Source organism: Rhizobium sp. WSM1328 (assembly GCF_057653715.1).
The window spans coordinates 2952316-2975012 of record NZ_CM172788.1; the positions used below are offsets into that span (position 1 = coordinate 2952316).

Consider the following 22697-nt stretch of genomic DNA (forward strand, 5'->3'; position numbering starts at 1 on the left):
CTAGCCTGAAAAGACCCAGCATGCGCGACCCGACCCGGTGATCTCCCACCCTGGCCGGTTTTCTGCGCAGCCAGAAAACGGAAGCACCCATGCCGAAGCGCCAAGACATCAAATCGATCCTTATCATCGGCGCGGGACCGATCGTCATCGGCCAGGCTTGCGAGTTCGACTATTCCGGCACCCAAGCCTGCAAGGCGCTGAAGGAGGAAGGCTACCGCGTCATCCTCGTCAACTCCAACCCGGCGACGATCATGACCGATCCGGGTCTTGCCGACGCCACCTATGTCGAGCCGATTACCCCCGAAGTCGTCGCCAAGATCATAGCCAAGGAGCGCCCGGATGCGCTGCTGCCGACCATGGGCGGCCAGACGGCGCTGAACACGGCGCTTTCGCTGAAGCGCATGGGCGTGCTCGACCGCTACAATGTCGAGATGATCGGCGCCAAGCCCGCCGCCATCGACATGGCCGAGGACCGCGCGCTGTTTCGCGAGGCGATGGCCCGTATCGGCCTCGAAACCCCGCGCTCGATGCTGGCGAACGCCACCGACATCAAGGACCTCGACCGCAAGACGCACGAGGCCGAGCGCATCAAGCTGCGCGAAAGCCTCTCCGGATCCGACCTCGACAAGGCGCTGGACGAGCTGGAAAACCAGTGGAACCTCGGCGAGAGCGACCGCAAGCAGCGTTACATGAGCCATGCCATGGCAATTGCCGCCCAGGCGATCGACCATGTCGGCCTGCCCGCCATCATCCGTCCCTCCTTCACGCTCGGCGGCACTGGCGGCGGCATCGCCTACAACCGCTCGGAATTCTTCGAGATCGTCGGCGGCGGCCTCGATGCCTCGCCGACCACCGAAGTGCTGGTCGAAGAATCGGTGCTAGGTTGGAAGGAATATGAAATGGAGGTCGTCCGCGACAAGGCGGACAACTGCATCATCATCTGCTCGATCGAGAACATCGACCCGATGGGCGTCCATACTGGCGATTCGATCACCGTCGCGCCGGCGCTGACGCTGACGGACAAGGAATACCAGATCATGCGCAACGCCTCGATCGCGGTGCTGCGCGAGATTGGGGTCGAGACCGGCGGCTCGAACGTCCAGTTCGCCGTCAATCCGAAGGACGGCCGTCTCGTCGTCATCGAAATGAACCCGCGTGTTTCGCGCTCGTCGGCGCTCGCCTCCAAGGCCACCGGTTTCCCGATCGCCAAGATCGCCGCCAAGCTGGCGATCGGCTATACGCTCGACGAACTGGATAACGACATCACCGGCGGCGCAACGCCTGCCTCCTTCGAACCGTCGATCGACTACGTCGTCACCAAGATCCCGCGTTTCGCCTTCGAGAAATTCCCCGGCGCCTCGCCGGTGCTGACGACCGCGATGAAATCGGTCGGTGAAGTCATGGCGATCGGCCGCACCTTTGCCGAATCGCTGCAGAAGGCACTGCGTGGCTTGGAAACCGGCCTGACGGGCCTCGACGAGATCGAGATCCCCGGCTTCGAAGAGGGCGAATCCAGCCAGAACGCTATCCGCGCCGCAATCGGCACACCGACGCCCGATCGCCTGCGCATGGTCGCCCAGGCGCTACGCCAGGGCATGAGCGAAGCTGAAGTCCACGAAGGCTGCAAGATCGATCCCTGGTTCATCGCTGAACTGAAGGCGATCGTCGAGATGGAGGCCCGCATCCGCGAGCACGGCCTGCCGCAGGATGCCACAAACCTGCGCATGCTGAAGGCCATGGGCTTCTCCGACGCGCGCCTGGCGACGCTGACCGGCAAGCGCCCGAAGGAAGTCGCCGAATTCCGTAACAAGCTGAATGTCCGCCCCGTCTTCAAGCGCATCGACACCTGTGCGGCCGAATTCGCCTCGCCGACCGCCTACATGTATTCGACCTATGAGACGCCTTTCGTCGGCGCCGCCCGCTCCGAGGCTGAAGTCTCCGACCGCAAGAAGGTTGTCATCCTCGGCGGTGGCCCGAACCGCATCGGCCAGGGCATCGAGTTCGATTATTGCTGCTGCCACGCTGCCTTCGCCTTGAAGGATGCGGGTTATGAAGCGATCATGATCAACTGCAACCCGGAAACCGTTTCGACCGACTACGATACCTCGGACCGCCTCTATTTCGAGCCACTGACGGCCGAGGACGTGATCGAGATCCTGCGGGCAGAACAGGAAAAGGGCGAAGTCGTCGGCGTCATCGTCCAGTTCGGCGGCCAGACGCCGCTGAAGCTTGCCGAGGCGCTGGAAAAGAACGGCATCCCGATCCTCGGTACCGCGCCTGACATGATCGACCTTGCCGAGGACCGCGACCGCTTCCAGAAGCTGTTGATGAAGCTCGACCTCAACCAGCCGAACAACGGCATCGCCTATTCGGTTGAGCAGGCCCGCATGGTCGCCACCGAAATCGGCTTCCCGCTGGTCGTGCGTCCCTCTTACGTGCTCGGCGGCCGCGCCATGCAGATCCTGCATTCGGAAGGACAATTGCAGAGCTACCTGCTCGATACCGTGCCTGAACTGGTACCTGAGGATATCAAGCAGCGCTACCCCAACGACAAGACCGGCCAGATCAACACCCTGCTCGGCAAGAACCCGCTGCTCTTCGACAGCTACCTCAGCCACGCCATCGAAGTCGATGTCGACTGCCTCTCGGACGGCACCGACGTCTATGTCGCCGGCATCATGGAGCATATCGAGGAAGCCGGCATCCATTCCGGCGACAGCGCCTGCTCGCTGCCGCCGCGCACGCTCTCCAACGAGATGCTAGACGAGCTGGAGCGCCAGGCCAAGGCGATGGCCAAAGCCCTCAATGTCGGCGGCCTGATGAACGTCCAGTTCGCCATCAAGGACGATGTCGTCTACGTGCTCGAAGTCAATCCGCGCGCCTCGCGCACCGTGCCCTTCGTCGCAAAGACCATCGGCGCGCCGATCGCCAAGATCGCCGCCCGCGTCATGGCCGGCGAGAAACTCGATGCCACCTTCGCCGCCTACGGCGAGAAGCCCGATCCGCGCAAGCTGAAGCACATCGCCGTCAAGGAAGCCGTCTTCCCCTTCGCCCGCTTCCCCGGCGTCGACACGCTGCTCGGCCCGGAAATGCGCTCGACCGGTGAAGTCATCGGCCTCGATACCGATTTTGCGCTGGCCTTCGCCAAGTCGCAGCTCGGCGCCGGCGTCGAGCTGCCGCGTGACGGGACGGTCTTTGTCTCCGTCCGCGACGCGGACAAGCCGCGCGTGCTGCCGGCGATCCACATCCTCGTCGAGCAGGGCTTCAAAGTGCTGGCAACCGGCGGCACCGCCCGCTTCCTCGGCGAAAACGGCATCACCGCCACGAAGATCAACAAGGTGCTCGAAGGCCGTCCGCACATCGAGGACGCAATCCGCAACCGCCAGGTCCAGCTCGTCATCAACACCACCGATGGCAACAAGGCGATCTCGGACTCCAAGTCGTTGCGCCGTGCGACGCTGATGCAGAAGGTGCCTTACTACACGACGATGGCAGGCGCCGAGGCCGCCGCCCAGGCGATCAAGGCGCTGAAAGCCGGCAATCTGGAAGTGCGGCCGTTGCAGAGCTACTTCGCCTGAGATACGGAACGCCATCGCTCGATCAGCGATGGCACCTGCCTTGCCATTGGGCATCGCCGGAGGCTTCTGAATCAGTTTATGCAGCTGCCAGCATAAGGCGCTGAACTGTCAGCATATCTTCGCGAAATCGTGCCAGTTCCTCCGCTTTCAGCCGCTCGTCGGGAATACGCAGCAGATAGGATGGATGCACCGTTACGAAGAGCGTTCGCCTCTCGTCGATCGCGATCGCTTTCCCCCTGACGTCCTGCAGCCGCTGTTTCGTGTCGGTCAGCGCCGAAAGCGCCGTCGCCCCCATCGCAACCACCAGCTTCGGCTTGATCAGCGCCATCTCCAGATTGAGCCACCAGCGGCAGTGCTTCACCTCACCCATATTGGGCTTCTGATGGATGCGACGTTTGCCGCGCGGCTCATATTTGAAATGCTTGACGGCATTAGTGACGTAAAGCGTTGAGCGGTCGATGCCCGCTTCACTGATCACTTGATCGAGAAGCCTGCCGGCGGGACCGACGAAGGGGCGCCCTGATATATCCTCCTGGTCGCCCGGCTGTTCGCCGACGAACATCACCTCGGCATCGCGCGGCCCCTCCCCGAATACGGTTTGCGTCGCCTTCGCATGAAGCGGACAGCGGGTGCAGGCGGCAGCTTCCGCGCCCAGTGCTTCCAGCGTGCCCGCCGGCGCTTCGGGTTCAGCTGGAATGCTGCGCGCGGCTTCCTGCAGGCGATCGTGAAAGGGCAACGATTGGGTCGCCTCCCGGGCGGCCATGGCCCGCACCTTGCTCTCCGCCGATGCAATCAGCCCAGGGATGAGATCGGCTTCCGGCAGGTTCTTCCAGTATTTTTTCGGCATCTCCGCCTGCATCGCCTTCAACTTCAACCGCGCCGGATTGAAAATGCTGGCGTAGTAAGTGCGCCAGAGGTCATCGGTAGCATCTGTGAGATTGGGTTTTTCACACGGTTCGTCGCTCATCGTCAGCCGCTCGCCGTCCCAGGCGGCCGATCCCTTGGGCGTCGCGATCAGCCAGTCCATGTCGGTGAAGCGCCGTTGGAAGAAGGGCGCTGTGCGCCCGACGATATGGTGATCTGGCTCGAACCAGGCGAGGAATTTTCGACGGCCCGCCGACACCGCACCAACCTCCTTGAAGCGGACGAAGGCCGTCATCTTGTGCGCGTCGCGTCGAACGTTTTTCGCCATCAGCCTGGCACGGGCGACATCCTCGTCGGAGGCCACTTCAAGCAGTTGCCGGTCCAGCTGCAGCCGCCAGAGCAGCCGGTAAAGCAGGGAAAAGCGCGCCGGGTCGGAATGGCAGAGAACTGTCTCCGCGAGCTCGAGGAAGGCGGGCGGCACCGTCATCGGCTTGCGTGCTGCGGCAGACGGAGGCGGCATGGCGTCGTGTTGAAACGCAAAACCCGGCTCAGCGCGTTTTTCGCGCCACTCGATCTCTTCCGGCAGGATGCCGGCAGCCGCGAAAGCGCGCGCGGCGTCACGCCATTCGGCAAGCTCCCCGCGTCCTGAAAGCACGACCCGGCGCATCACAGCAACGACAATTGTTCGGGTTTCGGTTCGAACATGGCGCGAAGGTCGGGGCGCTCGATCAATCGCCGCGGCGACCAGCCGTCCGCCGAGATGAAGGATTGGACTTTCTTGATCGAAATGCCGAGCCGCGAAAGATCGTCCAACCGAAGGCGGCGAAAACGACGGGCCGAAACGATCGCTTTGACTGTCTTGGTGCCGAGGCCGGGCACACGCAGCAACCGTTCACGCTCGGCCTTGTTGATATCGACGGGGAACTCGGCCCGGTTGGCGAGCGCCCAGGCAAGTTTGGGGTCGAGGGTGAGATCAAGCATGCCATCCGCCTGGTTCGCGGTGATCTCGTCGATGCCGAAACCGTAGAATCGATAGAGCCAGTCAGCCTGGTAGAGCCGGTGTTCCCGCATCAGCGGCGGCTTGATCAGCGGCAGGTTTTTCGACGAGTCCGGGATCGGGCTGAAGGCGGAATAGTAGACGCGCCTCAGCCCGTAGCTGCTGTAAAGCCGGCCACTGGTCGCAAGGATCGTCGCATCGTTCGCACCATCGGCGCCGACGATCATCTGTGTGCTCTGGCCGGCCGGCACGAAACGCTGACGCTTCTTCGTCTGCAGCGTCGGTTCGCCGGCGGCCTCGATCTTCAGCCTCAGATCCCCCATCGATCGCCGGATATTGGCAGGCTTCTTTTCCGGCGCGAAACGGGTGATGCCGTGATCGGTCGGCAGCTCGATATTCAGCGACAGCCTGTCGGCATGAAGCCCCGCTTCCTCGATCAGACGCGGCGATGCTTCAGGGATCGACTTCAGATGGATATAGCCGCGGAAGTTATGCGTCACACGCAGTTCGCGGACGATGCGAACCATCTCTTCCATTGTGTAATCGGACGAACGGATAATGCCGGAGGAAAGGAACAGGCCCTCGATATAGTTGCGGCGATAGAATTCCAGCGTCAGCCAGATGACCTCCTCGGGCGTAAAGCGCGCCCGTTCGACATTGCTCGACGAGCGATTGACGCAATAGGCGCAGTCGTAGATGCAGAAATTGGTCAGCAGTATTTTCAAAAGCGAAATGCACCGCCCGTCCGGGGCATAGGCATGACAGATGCCGGATCCCTCGGTCGAACCGAGCCCGCCACTTGCGCGGGAATCACGTTTCACCGTGCCGCTGGAAGCGCAGGAAGCGTCATATTTCGCGGCATCGGAAAGGATGGCCAAGCGTTCTGTTAGCGACTTCTTCATTAGTATGTTCACTATATGTTCCTGCGCCTGAAGTCAATCGGAGCGATCCGATTTCTGCCCATTTTCAAGCTGCATCACCGGCTGTTGGAGCAGGCCGCGTTTCTTTCATGCGAATTTTCTGGAAATCGGGCTTGGCGATCTGCTATAAGCGTCCGACTAAGATTGTGGCACGGTTCCGAAGCTCCCCTTCGGGACCTGTTTTCTTTTGTGTTCGCCGCTGATTATGCGGATACAAGGATTGAAGGACAGAAAAATGGTTGAAAAGGTACCGATGACACCGGGCGGTTTCGTCAAGCTGCAGGAAGAGCTGCGCTGGCGTCAGCAGGAGGAGCGTCCCCGAATCATCGAGGCGATCGCCGAAGCCCGTGCCCATGGCGACCTTTCCGAAAACGCCGAATACCACGCCGCCAAGGAAGCCCAGAGCCATAATGAAGGCCGCATCAGTGAGCTGGAAGACTTGACGGCGCGCGCCGAGGTCATCGACCTCACCAAGATGTCGGGCGACAAGATCAAGTTCGGCGCCAAGGTGAAGCTCATCGACGAGGACACCGACGAAGAAAAGACCTATCAGATCGTCGGCGACCAGGAAGCCGACGTCAAGGCCGGCCGCATCTCCATCTCCTCGCCGATCGCCCGCGCGCTGATCGGAAAGGAAGTCGGCGATTCCATCGAGGTCAATGCGCCGGGTGGCTCCAAGGCCTACGAAATCCTCCAGGTTTCCTGGGGCTGATCGCCCGCCAGCCGCGAGACCCCTCCCTTGCCTGATATCCGTGACGTCGAGATCATTGCGCCCAATTTCAAGCGCCGGCTCTCCGGCGTCACGTCAACTATCGTTCAGCTCATCCCATGCCAGATCCGGCTCGGTATCAAGATCGCGACACTCGGCCCCGGCCTGCCGGACGGCCTGCCGAAACTTAAGGGACGGCAGCTCCTCGGCCTCTGGCGCCCACCGGCGCGCCGGCGCCAGCGTGTCTGGCACGCTCGCCGCAACAACGAGATGGCTGTCGGCATCCTGCTGCGCCATCTGTTGCGCATGCCGCTGAAGCTTCTCTTCACCTCGGCCGCGCAACGCCGGCACACCGCCTATACGAAATGGCTGATCCGTCGCATGGACGCTGTCATCGCGACCAGCGATCGATCCGGCTCGTTCCTCGAGGTGCCGCACACGGTGATCCAGCACGGAGTCGACCTTGCCCTGTTCCATCCGCCGGAAACTGCAGAGGACGGCATCGCCGCCACCGGCCTGCCCGGCCGCCATCTCGTCGGCTGCTTCGGCCGTGTGCGCCATCAGAAAGGCACCGATCTTTTCGTCAGGGCGATGGTCGATCTGCTGCCGCAGCATACTGAGTGGACGGCGATCGTCTCCGGCCGGGTGACGGCCGAACACACAGCATTTGGCGACAAACTTAAGGCGGATGTCGCGGCCGCCGGGCTCAGCGACCGTATCCTCTTCCTCGGCGAAGTGCCTGACATCAAGGTCTGGTATCGCCGCCTGACGCTTTACGTCGCCCCTTCCCGCAATGAAGGCTTCGGCCTGACGCCGCTCGAAGCCATGGCCTCGCGCACCGCGGTGGTGGCATCGGATGCGGGTGCCTATGCCGAGCTCCTCGTCACGGGCGAGACGGGTTCGGTCGTCGCCGCCGGCGATGGCGAGGCGCTGACGCGGGCAATCGCGCCCTATATCGCAGATCCCGCGCTGGCGCTCGCCCATGGCGAGAATGCGCTGCGGCATGTCAGAGCGAATTTCGCGCTGGAGAAGGAAGCGAGCGCGATCGGCGCCATTTACAACAGCCTTCTCGGCGACAATCGCAGCTGAGGTAGAAAAGAGAAACGGCCCGTTGGATGACGGGCCGTTGCAAGAATTTTAGGACTGCGGACAGTTCGGTCAGTTATTCAGCCGGCTGAAGCCCGGCAGCGGGAGCACTCTCGCCAGTCTGGCCGCCCAGCGCCGCAGCAAGCTGCGCCGTATCCAGCTCATTTTCCCAACGTGCCACGACGATCGTCGCCACGGCATTGCCGACGAGGTTGGTCAGCGCCCGGCATTCCGACATGAATCGGTCGATGCCGAGGATGAGCGCCATGCCGGCGACCGGCACGGAGGGAACGACGGAGAGCGTCGCGGCAAGCGTGATGAAGCCGGCGCCGGTGATGCCTGCGGCACCCTTGGAGCTCAGCATCGCCACCAAGAGCAGCAGGATCTGATCACCCCAGGAGAGATGGATGCCGGTTGCCTGGGCAATGAACAGGGCCGCCAGCGTCATGTAGATGTTGGTGCCGTCGAGGTTAAAGGAATAGCCTGTCGGAATGACGAGGCCGACGACCGAGCGCTTGCAGCCGGCCTTTTCCATCTTGTTCATCAGCCCCGGAAGTGCTGCCTCCGAAGACGAGGTGCCGAGGACCAGCAGCAGTTCTTCCTTGATGTAGCGCAGCAGCGCCACGATCGAGAAGCCGTTGTAACGGGCAACAGCACCAAGGACTACGAGGACGAAGAGCAGAGAGGTGAGGTAGAAGGTGCCGATCAGCATGGCGAGATTGGCAATCGATCCGACGCCGTACTTGCCGATGGTGAATGCCATGGCGCCGAAGGCACCGATCGGGGCAGCCTTCATCAGGATGGCGACGAGCTTGAACACGGGCGCCGTCAGGGCATTGAGGAAATTGACGACCGGTTCGCTCTTTTCGCCGACCATGGCGAGCGCGATGCCGAAGAGCACCGAGAAGAACAGCACCTGCAGAATATCGCCATCGGCAAAGGCGCCGACGATCGTCGTCGGGATGATGTTGGTCAGGAAACCGACGATGCTCTGCTCATGCGCCTTTGCAGCGTAGCCGGCGACGGCGGCCGGATCCAGCGAGGCAGGATCGATGTTCATGCCGGCGCCGGGCTGGACGACATTGGCGACGATCAGGCCAATGATGAGCGCCAATGTCGAGAATGTCAGGAAGTAGAGCATCGCCTTACCGGCGACGCGGCCGACCTTCTGCAGGTCGCTCATGCCGGCAATGCCGGTCGCAACCGTCAGGAAGATGACGGGGGCGATGATCATCTTGACGAGCTTGATAAAGGCATCGCCGAGCGGCTTCAGCTGGGTGCCGAATTCAGGATAGAAATGGCCGAGAAGGATACCCGCGGCGATAGCCGCGAGAACCTGAACGTAAAGATGGCTATAAAAGGGCTTCTTGCCCTTGCTGTCTGCGACTGCATCGAGTGGTGCTGCGATCATGATGTCCTCCTAATGGCTCGTCCGGAACACACTCCGGCCTCCCGAGCCGTTCGCTTCAAGTCCAACAGCTCAGCCGTTGTTGCCACCTCCTTCGCAATCGGCGTGCCAGTTTTACGCCACCACCCAACATGTTGAATTTATTAAGGAAAAATTTACAGGACTGCTGATAACTAATTAAAAAATGCGGAAATCCGCACAAATCCATTTGCGTTTCGTGCAGAAAAATGCACAGATCCGCCATGTCCGTGTCGCAGAAATTGTGGCCTTCCCTACCCGTGCAACACCGCATCCGCCGGATGTGGTGGGCCTATGCCGCGCTCGCCCTCGTCGCTGTCGTCGCAAGCCTGTGGACCAGCGGCGAGATCGGCCGGCACCGGGCGGAGGCCGCCCTCGAGGAACAGGCCCGCATGGATGCGAGGCTGAATGCGGCGTTGCTGCGCACGGTTCTTGAAAAATACCGGGCGCTTCCCTTCGTGCTGTCGCAAGATACCGCAATCGCCGCGGCACTGGCAGGTAGCGATGTCGGCACGTTCGACCGACTCAGTCAGAAGCTGGAAATGCTGGCAACGGGCACCAAGGCCGCCGTCATCTATGTCATCGACAAGGACGGCATGGCGGTTTCGGCCAGCAACTGGCGCGAACCGACGAGCTTCGTCGGCAATGATTACCGCTTCCGGGAGTATTTTCAGGGGGCCGTCGAACGAGGACAGGCCGAGCACTTTGCGCTAGGCACGGTCAGCAAGAAACCGGGTCTCTATATCTCCCAGCGGATTTCGGGCAGCAACGGCTTGCTGGGTGTCGTTGTAGTCAAGGTCGAATTCGACGATGTCGAGGCGGATTGGAACGCCTCGGGGACCCCGTCCTACGTCGTTGACGAGCGCGGCATTGTCCTCATAACCAGTCTTCCGTCATGGCGGTTCATGACGATCGGCCGGATCGCCGAAGACCGGCTGACAGCGATCCGCGAAAGCCTTCAATTCGGCGCTGCGCCGCTTCAGCCTCTACCGCTCGACCCCATCAGGAACCTCGGCGACAGCCTTGATGTCGTTAAGATCGTCATGCCCGGCGATGCAGGGAAAACCAGGTTTCTCGATGTCGGGATGCCGGTTCCCGCAACTGGATGGCAGTTGCAGCATCTCGTGGCGCTCGGGCCATCCGTCGATGCGGGAATTCGCGAATCCCGCATGCTGGCATTGCTCATACTCCTGCCGCTGCTGGCCGGAGCAGCCTTCCTGTTGCGCCGCCGCCATGCGATCACCCTGCGGATCTCTCGAGAACAGCAAGCGCGGGAGGAACTGGAACGGCGTGTGAGCGAGCGCACACTGGATCTCAGCCAGGCGCGGGATCGGCTGCAGGCTGAAATCATCGGCCACAAGAGCACGGAGCAGAAATTGCAGGCGGTGCAACAGGATCTGGTGCAGGCCAACCGGTTGGCCATCCTGGGTCAGGTGGCCGCCGGCGTTGCCCATGAGATCAACCAGCCGGTGGCGACCATCCGTGCCTATGCCGATAATGCCCGCACCTTCCTCGATCGCGGCCAGACGGCGCCTGCCGGCGAAAATCTCGAAAGCATCGCGGCGCTCACGGAGCGCATAGGTTCGATCACCGAGGAGCTGAAGACCTTTGCCCGCAAAGGCCGGGGCAGCGCCGAACCAACCGGATTGAAGGACGTCATCGAGGGGGCGGTGATGTTGTTGCGCAGCCGGTTTGCCGGCCGCATGGATACGCTCGACATCGACCTGCCGCCCGACGAACTGCAGGTGATGGGAAACCGGATCCGCCTCGAGCAGGTGCTCATCAACCTGCTTCAGAATGCCCTGGAGGCGGTGGCACCGAAGGCCGGAGAGGGTCGCGTCGAGATCAGAACATCAACCGATGCGGGGATGGTAACGGTGACGGTCGCCGACAACGGCCCCGGCATTCCGCCGGAGATCCGCAAAGGCTTGTTCACGCCATTCAACACCTCGAAGGAAAGCGGCCTCGGCCTTGGCCTCGTCATCTCAAAGGATATCGTCGGCGACTATGGCGGCCGGATGGAGGTTGCAAGCGACAGCGGTGGAACCCGGTTCATCGTTCAGCTGAGGAAGGCTTGAGGTCATGGACACACTGATGCCCGTTGCGCTGATCGACGACGACAAGGATCTACGCCGTGCCACCGCGCAGACGCTCGAACTCGCCGGATTTTCCGTATCCGCCTATGACGGTGCGAAAGCCGCGCTGGCGGACCTGCCGGCGGACTTTGCCGGCCCCGTCGTCACCGATATCCGCATGCCGGAGATCGACGGACTGCAACTCTTCGCCACGCTGCAAGGTATGGATGTCGACTTGCCGGTGATCCTGATGACCGGCCACGGCGATATTCCCATGGCCGTTCAGGCGATCCAGGACGGCGCCTATGATTTCATCGCCAAGCCCTTCGCAGCCGATCGGCTCGTGCAGAGCGTGCGTCGCGCAAGCGAGAAGCGGCGGCTTGTTCTGGAAAACCGCATGCTGCGGAAGGCAGCCGAAGATGCGCAGGAGAATTTGCCGCTGATCGGCCAGACGCCTGTCATGGAAAACCTCAGAAACATTCTTCGCCACATCGCCGATACCGATGTGGACGTGCTCGTCGCCGGCGAAACGGGCAGCGGCAAGGAAGTGGTTGCCCAGCTCCTGCATCAGTGGAGCCACCGCCGGAAGGGCAATTTCGTGGCGCTGAACTGTGGCGCCCTGCCCGAAACCGTCATCGAAAGCGAACTGTTCGGTCACGAGGCCGGCGCCTTCACCGGTGCCCAGAAGCGCCGCACGGGCCGCATCGAACATGCAAGCGGCGGCACGCTGTTCCTCGACGAGATCGAAAGCATGCCGGCCGCCACGCAGGTCAAGATGCTGAGAGTGCTGGAGATGCGCGAAATCACGCCGCTCGGCACCAACGAGGTGCGTCCTGTCGATCTTCGCGTCGTCGCGGCTGCCAAGATCGACCTCGGGGATCCCGCGGTGCGCGGCGATTTTCGCGAGGATCTCTATTACAGGCTGAATGTCGTGACGATCTCCATTCCGCCGCTGAGAGAACGCCGCGACGATATTCCGCTGCTGTTTTCCCACTTCGCCGCTCGCGCCGCGGAGCGCTTCCGTCGCGATGTGCCGCCGCGTTCACCTGAAGTGCGGCGGCATCTCGCCTCGCATACATGGCCGGGCAATGTCCGCGAGCTCTCACATTATGCCGAGCGCGTGGTGCTTGGCGTAGAAGGCGGCGGAGCGGCAGCGGTCCCTCCGCATCCGACAGGCGAGACACTTCCGGAACGGCTGGAACGCTACGAGGCGGAAATCATTCGCGACGCGCTGTCGGCCAATGACGGCGACGTGCGCCGTACCATCGAGGCGCTCGGCATTCCGAGAAAGACGTTTTACGACAAGCTCCAGCGCCACGGCATCAATCGGGCCGGCTATATTTCGCGCAAGTAGTTGGCGATGACGTTTACTCTGTCGAAGTGGTCTTAGACTTCTACCAGTCCCAGCTTCTTCACCTGCCTGATCGTCAGCATGGTGCGCACGGTATCGACATGTTCGTTCGCCGTCAGCACCTCGATGACGAAATCCTGAAAGCGGGTAAGGTTCTCCGCCACGCAATGCAACAGGAAATCGCTGTCGCCGGAGACCATCCAGGCCTGCCGCACCAGCGGCCATTCGGTGGTGGCGGCGGCGAAGGCCTTGAGATTGCCTTCCGACTGGTGCTTGAGGCCGACCATACAAAAAGCGACGAGGTCGAAGCCGAGCTTCGGGCTGTTCAGCATCGCGTGGTAGCCCTCGATAATGCCGGCTTCCTCGAGCTTGCGCACCCGGCGCAGGCAAGGCGGCGCCGAGATGCCGACGCGATCGGCAAGCTCCACATTGGTCATGCGGCCGTCGGCCTGCAGCTCCCGGAGGATCTTTATGTCGATGACGTCGAGTTCCGCGCGACCCACATCATTGCCTTTCTTTAATTCTCCGCGGGGAGCTTCTATATAAAGCCGCGGAATACGCAAGAAAGTTTCACGCCGATGACGGATTCTTGCATATCCGGGCGATTTGCCTTGTTGGTAACGCAAGGCTGCCCTTGAATAAAAGCATTGGACGTTCATAAATGGCGCAGGGACGCGAAACGGCCGCAATCGCTACTTAGCCGCCGCCCTTCTGCCAGTCGAAAGGAAATGACATGCCTGCCCGCCACACCAAGGTGCTCATCATCGGTTCCGGACCTGCAGGCTATACTGCCGCGGTCTATGCCGCGCGCGCCATGCTGAAACCGGTTTTGATCGCCGGTCTCGAACAGGGCGGCCAGTTGATGATCACCACCGATGTCGAGAACTATCCGGGCTTTGCCGATCCGATCCAGGGTCCCTGGTTGATGGAACAGATGCTGCAGCAGGCAAAACATGTCGGCGCCGAGATCGTCAACGATCTCGTGACCGAAGTCGACATGAATCAGCGTCCTTTCGTCGCCCGCACCGACAGCGGCCAGGTCTGGACCACCGATACGCTGATCATCGCCACCGGCGCCAAGGCCAAGTGGCTCGGCATCGAGAGCGAGCAGCATTTCCAGGGCTTCGGCGTTTCGGCCTGCGCCACTTGCGACGGCTTCTTCTATCGCAACAAGGATGTGATCGTGGTTGGCGGCGGCAACAGCGCCGTCGAAGAGGCGCTCTATCTCTCCAACATCGCCAAGTCGGTCACATTAGTGCACCGCCGCGACTTCTTCCGAGCCGAGAAGATCCTGCAGGAGCGCCTGTTCTCCAAGGACAATGTCAAGGTTCTGTGGAATACCGAAGTGGCCGAAATAACAGGAACGCCGGCCAAGCCGCCGATGCCGCAATCCGTATCCGGCGCGCGCCTGCGCGACGTCAGAACCGGCACGATCACCGACGTGGTGATCGATGGCGTCTTCGTCGCCATCGGCCATGCGCCGGCAACCGAGCTCTTCAAAGACAAGCTGAAGCTGAAGGACAATGGTTATCTCTGGACCGCGCCGGATTCGACTGCAACCAGCCTGGACGGTGTCTATGCCGCGGGCGACGTGACGGATGATACGTTCCGCCAGGCGATCACTGCCGCCGGCCTGGGGTGCATGGCAGCGCTTGAAGCCGAGCGATATCTGACGGGCCACATGCCCGTCGCCGTGGCCGCGGAGTAAGATCGGCATGAGGGGTGGGGGAATGCCATTGGATTGGGACAAGCTGCGTATTTTTCACGCAGCTGCCGAGGCGGGTTCGTTCACGCATGCGGCGGATAAACTGCATCTGTCCCAATCCGCCATCAGCCGCCAGGTCAGCGCGCTGGAGCACGATGTCGGCACCAAGCTGTTTCACCGCCATGCGCGCGGCCTGATTCTGACGGAACAGGGCGAGTTGCTTTACCGCACCGCCCATGACGTGCTGCTGAAGCTCGAAACCGTGAAGATGCAGCTTACCGAAACGACGGAAACTCCGTCTGGCAAACTGCGCGTCACCACGACGGTCGGTCTCGGCCAGGGCTGGCTGACCGACAAGATCCAGGAATTCCTGCAGCTTTATCCCGATGTGCAGATCCAGCTGATCCTCGACAATGAGGAAGTGGATGTGAACATGCGTCATGCCGACTGCGCGATCCGCCTGCGCCAGCCGCAACAGTCCGACCTCATCCAGCGCAAGCTCTTCACCGTGCACATGCATGTCTATGCGGCCCCGTCCTACATCAACCGCCACGGCGAGCCGCAGAAGGTCGAGGATCTCGACAATCACCGCATCATCACTTTCGGTGAGCCGGCGCCGAGTTACCTGCTCGATGTCAACTGGCTTGAGGTCGCCGGCCGCTCGTCCGACAACAAGCGTATTCCGCATCTGCAGATCAACAGCCAGACCTCGATCAAGCGCGCCGCCCTGCTCGGCATCGGCGTCGCCTGCCTGCCGGATTACATCGTCGGCCGCGACCCCGGCCTGATTCAGCTGGCGATCAATGCCGACGTACCCTCCTTCGACACCTATTTCTGCTATCCCGACGAGATCAAGAACGCCGCCAAGCTGAAAGCCTTCCGCGATTTCATCGTCAGCAAGGCCAGAAACTGGAACTTTTAAGCTTGGTTTTATTGATGAATTGCCGACTATGCAGAACACGCATGACTGGCATGCACAAATGAGGGTTGCCGTTTGCCCATTAAACCACCATATCGCACATAGCTGATGCACATGGTGGCTTTTCCTCCCAGTTCCACCGCATTAGCTGTTCCCCTCTGGAGGTTTTTGACCTTCACACTTATAAGGGCCCTGGTTTTCCAGTGGCCCTCTTTTTTTGCCCTTGCTCCCTCGATAAATGCCGCACCGCAAAAAAATTGTGCGACGCATAGCAGACATGCACAAAAAAGCATTGAAACCTGCTCAAGGAAGCACCATATCTCTCTCAGCTGATGCATCTTGTGGTTTCTCTCCCAGTACCACCGCATTAGCTGTTCCCCTCTGGAGGTTTTTGACCTTCACAATTACAAGGGCCCTGGTTTTCCGGTGGCCCTCTTTTTTTGCCTAAAATTTGCGCACTCACTAAACACCGCAGCCTCACGCCTCCGTGATTTGCATATCGAAGGCTGACGATCGATATATCGGTCAGACACGATTTATAATTCGGCAAACGACGATGGACAAAGACGAAATTATTAAGGCGCTCGCCCATCCCGCCCGGATGGACATTCTCAACTGGCTGAAAAATCCCGAGGAGCATTTCCCCTCGCAGGAGCATCCTTTCGAAATGGGCGTCTGCGCCAGCCAGTTCGAGCGCTGCGGCCTGTCGCAGTCGACTGTCTCGGCCCATCTCGGCACGCTGCATCGCGCCGGCCTCGTCACCACCAAACGCGTCGGCCAGTGGATCTTTTACAAGCGCAACGAGGAAACCATCGCCGTCTTCCTCAAGCAACTGACGCAGGATCTTTAGAATGCCCCTCGCCCTCCTCGTTCTTGCCTTGAGCTCATTTGCGATAGGCACCACTGAATTCGTCATCATGGGTCTGTTGCCGGAGGTCGCCGCCGATCTCTCGGTCAGCATCCCGCAGGCCGGATGGCTGGTGACCGGTTATGCCCTGGCGGTCGCGATCGGCGCCCCTGTGATGGCGATTTCGACCGCGAAGTTGAAGCGCCGTACCGCCCTGATTGCGCTGATGGCCTTCTTCATCGCCGGCAACCTGCTGTGCGCTCTGGCGAGCGACTACTGGGTGCTGATGATCGCCCGTGTCGTGACAGCACTCTGCCACGGCGCCTTCTTCGGCATCGGCTCGGTGGTCGCCGCCGGCCTCGTCGCCGAAGACCGCAAGGCCCGAGCCGTCGCGCTGATGTTCACTGGCCTGACGCTCGCCAACGTTCTCGGCGTGCCGCTCGGCACCGCGATCGGTCAGGCCTATGGCTGGCGCGCCACCTTCGGCGTCGTCACCGTCATCGGTATCTTCACCATATCAGGCCTGATCGCCATCCTGCCCAGGGACAAGCAGCAAGAAAACGGCAGCATCCTGCGCGAGATTGCGGCACTCAGGAATGGCGGTCTGTGGCTAGCACTCTCCACCACCGTCTTCTTCGCCGCCTCTATGTTCACCCTCTTCACCTATATCGCGCCGCTGCTGCGCGACGTCACCGGCGTTTCGCCGGAAGGCGTCACCTGGACGCTGTTCCTGATCGGCCTCGGGCTGACCATCGGCAACCTCGTCGGCGGCAAGCTTGCCGATTGGCGGCTCGGCGCGACGCTAGCCGGGGTCTTTGCCGCGATCGCCATCACTTCGATCGCCTTCAGCTATACGAGCCGCTTCTTCATCCCGGCTGAAATCACCCTCTTCTTCTGGGCGATGGCAAGCTTTGCCGCCGTACCGGCGCTGCAAGTCGGCGTCGTCGGCTTCGGCAAGGACGCCCCGAACCTCGTCTCGACGATCAACATCGGCGCCTTCAACACCGGCAATGCGCTCGGCGCATGGGTGGGTGGCTTGGTCATCGACGCCGGCTTCGATCTGACCCGCGTTCCGCTCGCCGCGGCCTTGATGGCCCTGATCGGCCTCGGGGCGACGGCGCTCACCTATCTCTCCGCCAGGGGCCGGGCTGCCCTCGCCCCTGCCGAGTGATCCTCCCGCAAAAGAAAGGACCATCATGGCCAAGCTTTTCGAACCCACGAAAGTCGGCGACATATCCGTTAAGAACCGCATCGTCATGGCGCCACTCACCCGTAACCGCTCGCCGGGCGCAATCCCCAACGACCTCAACGTCGAATATTACCGCCAGCGCGCCACATCAGGCCTGATCATCACCGAAGCAACCGCGATCACCCATCAGGGCCAGGGTTATGCTAACGTGCCTGGTCTCTACAGCAAAGAGGCTCTCGACGGCTGGAAGCGCGTGACCGACGCCGTTCACGCAGCCGGCGGCAAGATCGTCGTCCAGATGTGGCATGTCGGCCGTATCTCGCACACGACGCTGCAGCCGAACGACGGCAAGCCGGTTTCCTCGACCAACCGCATCGCCAAGGCCAAGACCTATCTGGTCAATGCCGACGGCACCGGCAGCTTTGCCGACACCTCCGAGCCGCGCGCGCTCGAAACCGCCGAAATCCCCGGCATCATCGAGGATTACCGCAAGGCTGCCCGGGCGGCGATCGACGCCGGCTTCGACGGTGTCGAGATCCACGGCGCCAACGGCTATCTGCTCGACCAGTTCATCCGCGACGGTATCAACGACCGCACAGACCAATATGGCGGCTCGATCGAAAATCGTACCCGTCTGACCTTCGAAGTCGTCGATGCCGTGGTCAAGGAAATCGGCGCCGGCCGCACTGCAATCCGCATCTCGCCGGTGACGCCATCAGGCGAAAGCTACGATTCCAATCCGCAAGCGACCTTCGCAAATGTCGTCGAAGGACTGGCCAAATACGATCTCGCCTATATCCATGTCATCGAAGGCCAGACCGGCGGCGACCGCGACTACAAGCAGGGCGACAATCCCGCCTTCGATTACAAAGCGCTGCGCCAGACCTATGAAAAGGCCGGCGGTAAGGCCGACTGGATGGTCAACAACGGCTACGATCGCAATCTGGCGATCGACGCCGTCGAAAGCGGTCGCGCCGATCTCGTCGCCTTCGGCAAGCCCTTCATCGCCAATCCCGATCTCGTCGAGCGCCTGGTACACAATCTGCCGCTCAACACGCCCGACCAGTCGACCTTCTATGGCGGCACCGGCAAGGGCTATATCGACTATCCCATTCTCGAAAAGGTCGCCTGACCTTCACGCGAACGCAAATCCCGCCGAAAGGCGGGATTTCCATCTTCGACGCGTTTTTGTAGGGTGCCGCCATGTTTGCTCCCTATCTTGATCGCTGGTCGCTGATATCAGACGGCGAGCCCATCATCACCCATTCCAGCCGCCTGCTGCCGGTCCTCTGGCAGGACAGACCTGCCATGCTGAAAGTGGCGGCCGATATCGACGAATGATACGGCGCGCTTCTGATGCAGTGGTGGGACGGTGACGGCGCAGCCTATGTCTATGCCCATGAAGGCGATGCCGTGCTGCTCGAAAGGGCGACGGGAAAACGCTCGCTGCTTGCCATGGCGATGAACGGCGCGGACGATGAGGCAAGCCGCATCCTCTGCCGCACCGCGGCCCGGCTGCATGCGCCGCGAGAAAAACCGCTTCCCGATCCCATCTCCCTTACCCGTTGGTTCCGTGATCTGGAGCCGGCAGCAGGCAAGCATGGCGGCACGCTTGCCGATTGCTCGGCGATAGCCAACGTCCTCCTTGCCGATCAGCGTGATCTCACCATCCTCCACGGCGACATCCACCACGACAATATCCTCGATTTCGAGGCGCGCGGCTGGCTGGCGATCGATCCCAAGCGGCTCCACGGCGAGCGAGGCTTCGATTTCGCCAATATCTTCGCCAACGAGGAACTGCCGACCATCACCGATCCCGCCCGTTTCCGCCGCCAGCTCGCCGTCGTCTCGGCGGAGGCGAAGCTGGAGCCGAAGCGGCTTTTGCAATGGATCGCCGCCTATTCTGGCCTTTCCGCTGCCTGGTTCCTCGGCGATCCGAACATTCAGCAGGCCGAGACGGCGTTGACGGTCGCCCGGATCGCCCTGGCCGAACTTCAGACCTAACCCGCGCTCTCAGGCAACTGCCTGATCAAGGCAGCGGTCGTCTCGCGATGCAGTTCGGGCAGGCAGCCAAGCGCCACGAGCGAGGCCCGAACCGCCTCGTCGATCGGTGTCTGCGGTTCCCTGCCGAGTTCAGCCGTAAGCCTGGCGTTCCGCATCCGCAGCGGCACCTTCCAGAGATAGCGCATCTCCTTGATCTCCCGCATCACAGGAACGAAAGGAGCGGCAAACGGCACGATCCACCAGGGAAAGCCACCGATCTTCGCCTTGCCGCCGGCAATGCGCTTGATCGCTTCGGCCATCTGCATGCCATCCGCATCCCAGAAGCCCTCCATGTGATAGACGGCGAAGTCCGGCAGCAGATCGGCCCGCTCGATGAGCTGGGCGATGGTTTCCGCCATGTCTGGCAGGTAGGTCCATTGATGACCGACACCGCGCCGACCTGGGTTCCTGATCGTGCCGACCGGCTTGCCTGGGGTCACGAGGCCAGACGAAAACCAGCTATTGGCCGTCGTGCCTGGGCCGAAGAAATCCCCCGCCCTGACAATGATGACGCCGGCACCGGACTGTGACGCCGCCTTCAGCCGCTTCTCCATTTCGACCCGGATCGCCCCCTTCTTCGTTACCGGATGCTGCGGGCTTTCTTCCGTCGGCGCCGGCAGGGCGTCGGGACCGAAATTATAGACGTTGCCCGGCAGCACGATGCGCACGCCGACAGCGCGAGCAGCCGCGATGGTATTGTCGAGCATCGGCAGCACCAGTGTTTCCCAGTCGCGGTAGCCGGGCGGATTGACGGCATGGACGATCAGGCTGACGCCTTCGGCCGCCCTCAGGACGTCACCGGCATTCATCGCATCGCCCTGCACCCATTCGAACGCCGGCTCGCTCCTCGACGCCTTGGCGACGTCACGGTTGAGCGCCCGGATGCTCCAGCCGCGCGCAAGCAGCTTGCGGGCAACCGCGCTGCCGATACCGCCGGTCGCGCCGAGAACGAGGGCGGTCGTCTTCATTTCGCTGCTCATGATAATCATCTCCTTCGATCGGATGAGAGGATCATGCCATCAGAATGGCATAAACGAAATTGACGAAAGAAATGTATCTACTATACAAAAATATATGAGCGTGGAACCGAGCTGGGATTTCTACCGCAGTTTTCTGACCGTGCTTCAGCAGGGGTCGCTTTCGGCCGCCGCCCGCGAACTGGGGCTGACGCAGCCGACCATAGGCCGCCATGTCGATGCACTGGAACTGGCGATCGGCGCCGAACTCTTCACCCGCTCACCGAACGGCCTGCTGCCGACCGACGCCGCACTGGCGCTGAAGCCCTATGCCGAGACGCTGGCTGCAACCGCGGCCGCGCTTTTGCGTACCGCATCCGGCCAGCGCGAGCACGTGGCAGGAACGGTCAGGGTCAGCGCCAGCGAGGTCATCGCCGTCGAAGTGCTGCCGGCGATTCTCGGACCGCTACAGGAGACCTATCCCGAACTGCAGATCGAGCTCTCGGCATCCGATATGATCGAGGACCTGATGAATCGCGAGGCCGATATTGCCGTGCGCATGGCCGAACCGCAGCAGGCTGCACTCGTCGTGCGCCGCATCGGCGATATCCCCCTCGGCTTTCATGCTCATCGCCGCTATCTCGAACGACACGGCATTCCGCAAACCCTGGCTGACCTCACAAACCACCGGCTCATCGGCTTCGACCGGCAGACGGCCTATGTCCGCATGGCGATGAAACGCTATGCAGTGCCTGACATCAAATTCTCTTACCGGACCGACAGCAATCTTGCCCAACTCTCGGCGATCCGCGCCGGCGTCGGCATCGGTCTCTGCCAGATCGGACTTGCCCGGGGGAACCCTGACCTGGTGCACGTCCTGCCCGATGCCTTCGCCATTCCGCTCGGCACGTGGGTGGCGATGCATGAGAGCTTGAAGACTTCGCCGCGCTGCCGCGCCACTTTCGACGCGCTGGTCAAGGGCCTGCAGGACTATCATCGATATTCGACCGGTGCGTGACCGCGAAAATCGAAATCGATTTTCCGAAAGAATCATGCGCAAACTACAGAATAGCGGAGCGTTCTGAGCGCATCCTATCGGACGGGCGGCGCTCGAGCGGGACGGGAAATGAGAATACACAATCCGGTTGAACTCGTACCCAACGATCCGCAATGGCCGCAATCCTTCCGGCGAATCCGCAACAGGTTGCTGGCCTTGCTGCCGCAGGCGCTTTTCATCGATCACATCGGCAGCACATCCATACCGGGCATGATCGCCAAGCCGCTCATCGATATCGACATCGTTCTTCCCGGCCTCGAGCACATCGAGGACGCCACAGGCGTGCTTCTGGCCGAAGGCTACGAGCCACGCGGCAATCGCTATGACGACGAGGTCTGGGCGTTTCTATCGAAAGGTTCGGTGCCGGCAGAACGGGTCTACCTTTGCCCTTCCGGCAACGGCACGCATCGAAACAGGCTGGCTTTCCGGGATTATCTCATCGCACATCCACTGGCGGCGGCCGATTATGCCGCTCTCAAACGCAGGCTGGCGGCCGAATTCCGGATGGACGGCGACGGCTATACTGCGCATAAGCGCGAATTCGTCGATGCGATCGTCGCACGGGCATTGGCGGGAGATGGTTAGCTGCCGATGCCTTGCGAGGCCTCGGCCGGGCGATCCTTCCACTGGCCGTCCACCACCTCGGTTTCCGGCCTGTCGCCGCCTTCGGCATATTCCTCATGCCACTTGCCGTTCTCGTCCTGCCAACTGATCTCGGCGGAATCGCCGCCGACCTGCTGTTCGGCCGCGACGATGCGCGCAGCTTCAAGCGCGTCGGCATGGGTCGGGAATGCCTCGGAATAGACACCTCCCAGCCTGTAGGCCCAGCCGCCGTCATGCGGCACGACTTCGTAGACCACCTTGATCATGCATCCGTCTCCTCATCTTCTTGTTGCGCATTCGCACGCTTCCGGAAAAGATCCGGATCATCGCGGCCGCTTGACGAGAATTCGAGGACGCCGCGATCTGCTTTCC

General features: G+C 61.6%; 18 protein-coding genes and 1 pseudogene. 13 read left to right on the forward strand and 6 right to left on the reverse strand.

The features are described from left to right. The first annotated feature begins 89 nt into the window (after window positions 1-89). Window positions 90-3578: a carbamoyl-phosphate synthase large subunit gene (gene carB, locus AC2444_RS15035; protein ID WP_012758395.1), complete on the forward strand. Its 3489-nt coding sequence runs from the start codon at window positions 90-92 to the stop codon at window positions 3576-3578. Between the two features lie 76 nt (window positions 3579-3654). On the opposite strand, the gene AC2444_RS15040 is transcribed toward carB, so the two are convergent. Both AC2444_RS15040 and AC2444_RS15045 read right to left on the reverse strand, forming a co-directional pair. Beyond that, complete coding sequence (locus AC2444_RS15040; protein WP_012758396.1) at window positions 3655-5109, reverse strand: UdgX family uracil-DNA binding protein; 1455 nt, start codon at window positions 5107-5109, stop codon at window positions 3655-3657. Next, window positions 5109-6341, reverse strand: a complete 1233-nt coding sequence (locus AC2444_RS15045) for a putative DNA modification/repair radical SAM protein (RefSeq protein WP_017994782.1) — start codon at window positions 6339-6341, stop codon at window positions 5109-5111. Before AC2444_RS15045 ends, AC2444_RS15040 begins: the two co-directional genes overlap by 1 nt. 253 nt (window positions 6342-6594) lie before the next feature. Here AC2444_RS15045 and greA point away from each other — a divergent pair, with 253 nt between their 5' ends. Both greA and AC2444_RS15055 read left to right on the forward strand, forming a co-directional pair. Next, on the forward strand, window positions 6595-7071 hold the full coding sequence (greA, locus tag AC2444_RS15050; RefSeq protein ID WP_012758398.1) for a transcription elongation factor GreA: 477 nt from the start codon (window positions 6595-6597) through the stop codon (window positions 7069-7071). Between the two features lie 27 nt (window positions 7072-7098). Continuing rightward, window positions 7099-8157, forward strand: coding sequence for a glycosyltransferase family 4 protein (locus AC2444_RS15055; protein ID WP_012758399.1), 1059 nt, complete (start codon window positions 7099-7101; stop codon window positions 8155-8157). Window positions 8158-8230: 73 nt separating this feature from the next. Here the strand turns inward: AC2444_RS15055 and AC2444_RS15060 are convergent, their stop codons facing one another. After that, a complete protein-coding gene (locus tag AC2444_RS15060) occupies window positions 8231-9565 on the reverse strand; it encodes a dicarboxylate/amino acid:cation symporter (RefSeq protein ID WP_012758400.1) in 1335 nt (444 codons plus the stop codon). Window positions 9566-9789: 224 nt separating this feature from the next. On the opposite strand from AC2444_RS15060, the gene AC2444_RS15065 reads away from it, so the two are divergent. Further along, complete coding sequence (locus AC2444_RS15065; RefSeq protein WP_128448853.1) at window positions 9790-11658, forward strand: sensor histidine kinase; 1869 nt, start codon at window positions 9790-9792, stop codon at window positions 11656-11658. Window positions 11659-11662: 4 nt separating this feature from the next. Beyond that, window positions 11663-13009, forward strand: coding sequence for a sigma-54-dependent transcriptional regulator (locus AC2444_RS15070; RefSeq protein WP_012758402.1), 1347 nt, complete (start codon window positions 11663-11665; stop codon window positions 13007-13009). 32 nt (window positions 13010-13041) lie between these two features. Here the strand turns inward: AC2444_RS15070 and AC2444_RS15075 are convergent, their stop codons facing one another. Next, a complete protein-coding gene (locus AC2444_RS15075) occupies window positions 13042-13509 on the reverse strand; it encodes an Lrp/AsnC family transcriptional regulator (protein ID WP_017994786.1) in 468 nt (155 codons plus the stop codon). 230 nt (window positions 13510-13739) lie between these two features. Here AC2444_RS15075 and trxB point away from each other — a divergent pair, with 230 nt between their 5' ends. From trxB to AC2444_RS15105, 6 genes and pseudogenes are all read left to right on the forward strand, one after another. Then, the gene (gene trxB / locus AC2444_RS15080) at window positions 13740-14714 is read left to right on the forward strand and encodes a thioredoxin-disulfide reductase (protein ID WP_012758404.1); all 975 of its coding nucleotides are present in this window, start codon (window positions 13740-13742) and stop codon (window positions 14712-14714) included. A gap of 22 nt (window positions 14715-14736) precedes the next feature. Then, a complete protein-coding gene (locus tag AC2444_RS15085) occupies window positions 14737-15633 on the forward strand; it encodes a LysR family transcriptional regulator VtlR (protein WP_003561253.1) in 897 nt (298 codons plus the stop codon). A 553-nt stretch (window positions 15634-16186) separates the two neighbouring features. Continuing rightward, entirely contained in the window at window positions 16187-16480 is a 294-nt protein-coding gene (locus AC2444_RS15090) for an ArsR/SmtB family transcription factor (protein WP_012758406.1), read from the forward strand. A 1-nt stretch (window position 16481) separates the two neighbouring features. After that, a complete protein-coding gene (locus AC2444_RS15095) occupies window positions 16482-17648 on the forward strand; it encodes an MFS transporter (RefSeq protein WP_128448850.1) in 1167 nt (388 codons plus the stop codon). Window positions 17649-17673: 25 nt separating this feature from the next. Next, window positions 17674-18798: an alkene reductase gene (locus AC2444_RS15100; RefSeq protein WP_012758408.1), complete on the forward strand. Its 1125-nt coding sequence runs from the start codon at window positions 17674-17676 to the stop codon at window positions 18796-18798. Between the two features lie 71 nt (window positions 18799-18869). Continuing rightward, a pseudogene (locus AC2444_RS15105) lies at window positions 18870-19670 on the forward strand (aminoglycoside phosphotransferase family protein). Here AC2444_RS15105 and AC2444_RS15110 read toward each other — a convergent pair. Continuing rightward, the gene (locus AC2444_RS15110; RefSeq protein ID WP_012758410.1) at window positions 19667-20689 is read right to left on the reverse strand and encodes an NAD(P)H-binding protein; all 1023 of its coding nucleotides are present in this window, start codon (window positions 20687-20689) and stop codon (window positions 19667-19669) included. The pseudogene AC2444_RS15105 and the gene AC2444_RS15110 sit on opposite strands and share 4 nt — an antisense overlap. 94 nt (window positions 20690-20783) lie before the next feature. On the opposite strand from AC2444_RS15110, the gene AC2444_RS15115 reads away from it, so the two are divergent. Both AC2444_RS15115 and AC2444_RS15120 read left to right on the forward strand, forming a co-directional pair. After that, window positions 20784-21683: a LysR family transcriptional regulator gene (locus AC2444_RS15115; RefSeq protein WP_012758411.1), complete on the forward strand. Its 900-nt coding sequence runs from the start codon at window positions 20784-20786 to the stop codon at window positions 21681-21683. Between the two features lie 108 nt (window positions 21684-21791). Beyond that, on the forward strand, window positions 21792-22307 hold the full coding sequence (locus AC2444_RS15120) for a GrpB family protein (protein ID WP_012758412.1): 516 nt from the start codon (window positions 21792-21794) through the stop codon (window positions 22305-22307). Here the strand turns inward: AC2444_RS15120 and AC2444_RS15125 are convergent. Beyond that, window positions 22304-22591, reverse strand: coding sequence for a DUF2188 domain-containing protein (locus tag AC2444_RS15125; protein ID WP_012758413.1), 288 nt, complete (start codon window positions 22589-22591; stop codon window positions 22304-22306). The two genes, AC2444_RS15120 and AC2444_RS15125, sit on opposite strands and share 4 nt — an antisense overlap. Between the last annotated feature and the right edge of the window lie 106 nt (window positions 22592-22697).

Coding starts and splice junctions, on each gene's coding strand:
- AC2444_RS15040 (WP_012758396.1), bottom strand. CDS start 5,109: ATGCGCCGGGTCGTGCTTTCAGGACGCGGGGAGCTTGCCGAATGGCGT.
- AC2444_RS15110 (WP_012758410.1), bottom strand. CDS start 20,689: ATGAGCAGCGAAATGAAGACGACCGCCCTCGTTCTCGGCGCGACCGGC.
- AC2444_RS15085 (WP_003561253.1), top strand. CDS start 14,737: ATGCCATTGGATTGGGACAAGCTGCGTATTTTTCACGCAGCTGCCGAG.
- AC2444_RS15125 (WP_012758413.1), bottom strand. CDS start 22,591: ATGATCAAGGTGGTCTACGAAGTCGTGCCGCATGACGGCGGCTGGGCC.
- trxB (WP_012758404.1), top strand. CDS start 13,740: ATGCCTGCCCGCCACACCAAGGTGCTCATCATCGGTTCCGGACCTGCA.
- AC2444_RS15090 (WP_012758406.1), top strand. CDS start 16,187: ATGGACAAAGACGAAATTATTAAGGCGCTCGCCCATCCCGCCCGGATG.
- AC2444_RS15100 (WP_012758408.1), top strand. CDS start 17,674: ATGGCCAAGCTTTTCGAACCCACGAAAGTCGGCGACATATCCGTTAAG.
- AC2444_RS15095 (WP_128448850.1), top strand. CDS start 16,482: ATGCCCCTCGCCCTCCTCGTTCTTGCCTTGAGCTCATTTGCGATAGGC.
- AC2444_RS15120 (WP_012758412.1), top strand. CDS start 21,792: ATGAGAATACACAATCCGGTTGAACTCGTACCCAACGATCCGCAATGG.
- carB (WP_012758395.1), top strand. CDS start 90: ATGCCGAAGCGCCAAGACATCAAATCGATCCTTATCATCGGCGCGGGA.
- AC2444_RS15045 (WP_017994782.1), bottom strand. CDS start 6,341: ATGAAGAAGTCGCTAACAGAACGCTTGGCCATCCTTTCCGATGCCGCG.
- AC2444_RS15060 (WP_012758400.1), bottom strand. CDS start 9,565: ATGATCGCAGCACCACTCGATGCAGTCGCAGACAGCAAGGGCAAGAAG.
- AC2444_RS15115 (WP_012758411.1), top strand. CDS start 20,784: ATGAGCGTGGAACCGAGCTGGGATTTCTACCGCAGTTTTCTGACCGTG.
- AC2444_RS15065 (WP_128448853.1), top strand. CDS start 9,790: ATGCACAGATCCGCCATGTCCGTGTCGCAGAAATTGTGGCCTTCCCTA.
- AC2444_RS15070 (WP_012758402.1), top strand. CDS start 11,663: ATGGACACACTGATGCCCGTTGCGCTGATCGACGACGACAAGGATCTA.
- greA (WP_012758398.1), top strand. CDS start 6,595: ATGGTTGAAAAGGTACCGATGACACCGGGCGGTTTCGTCAAGCTGCAG.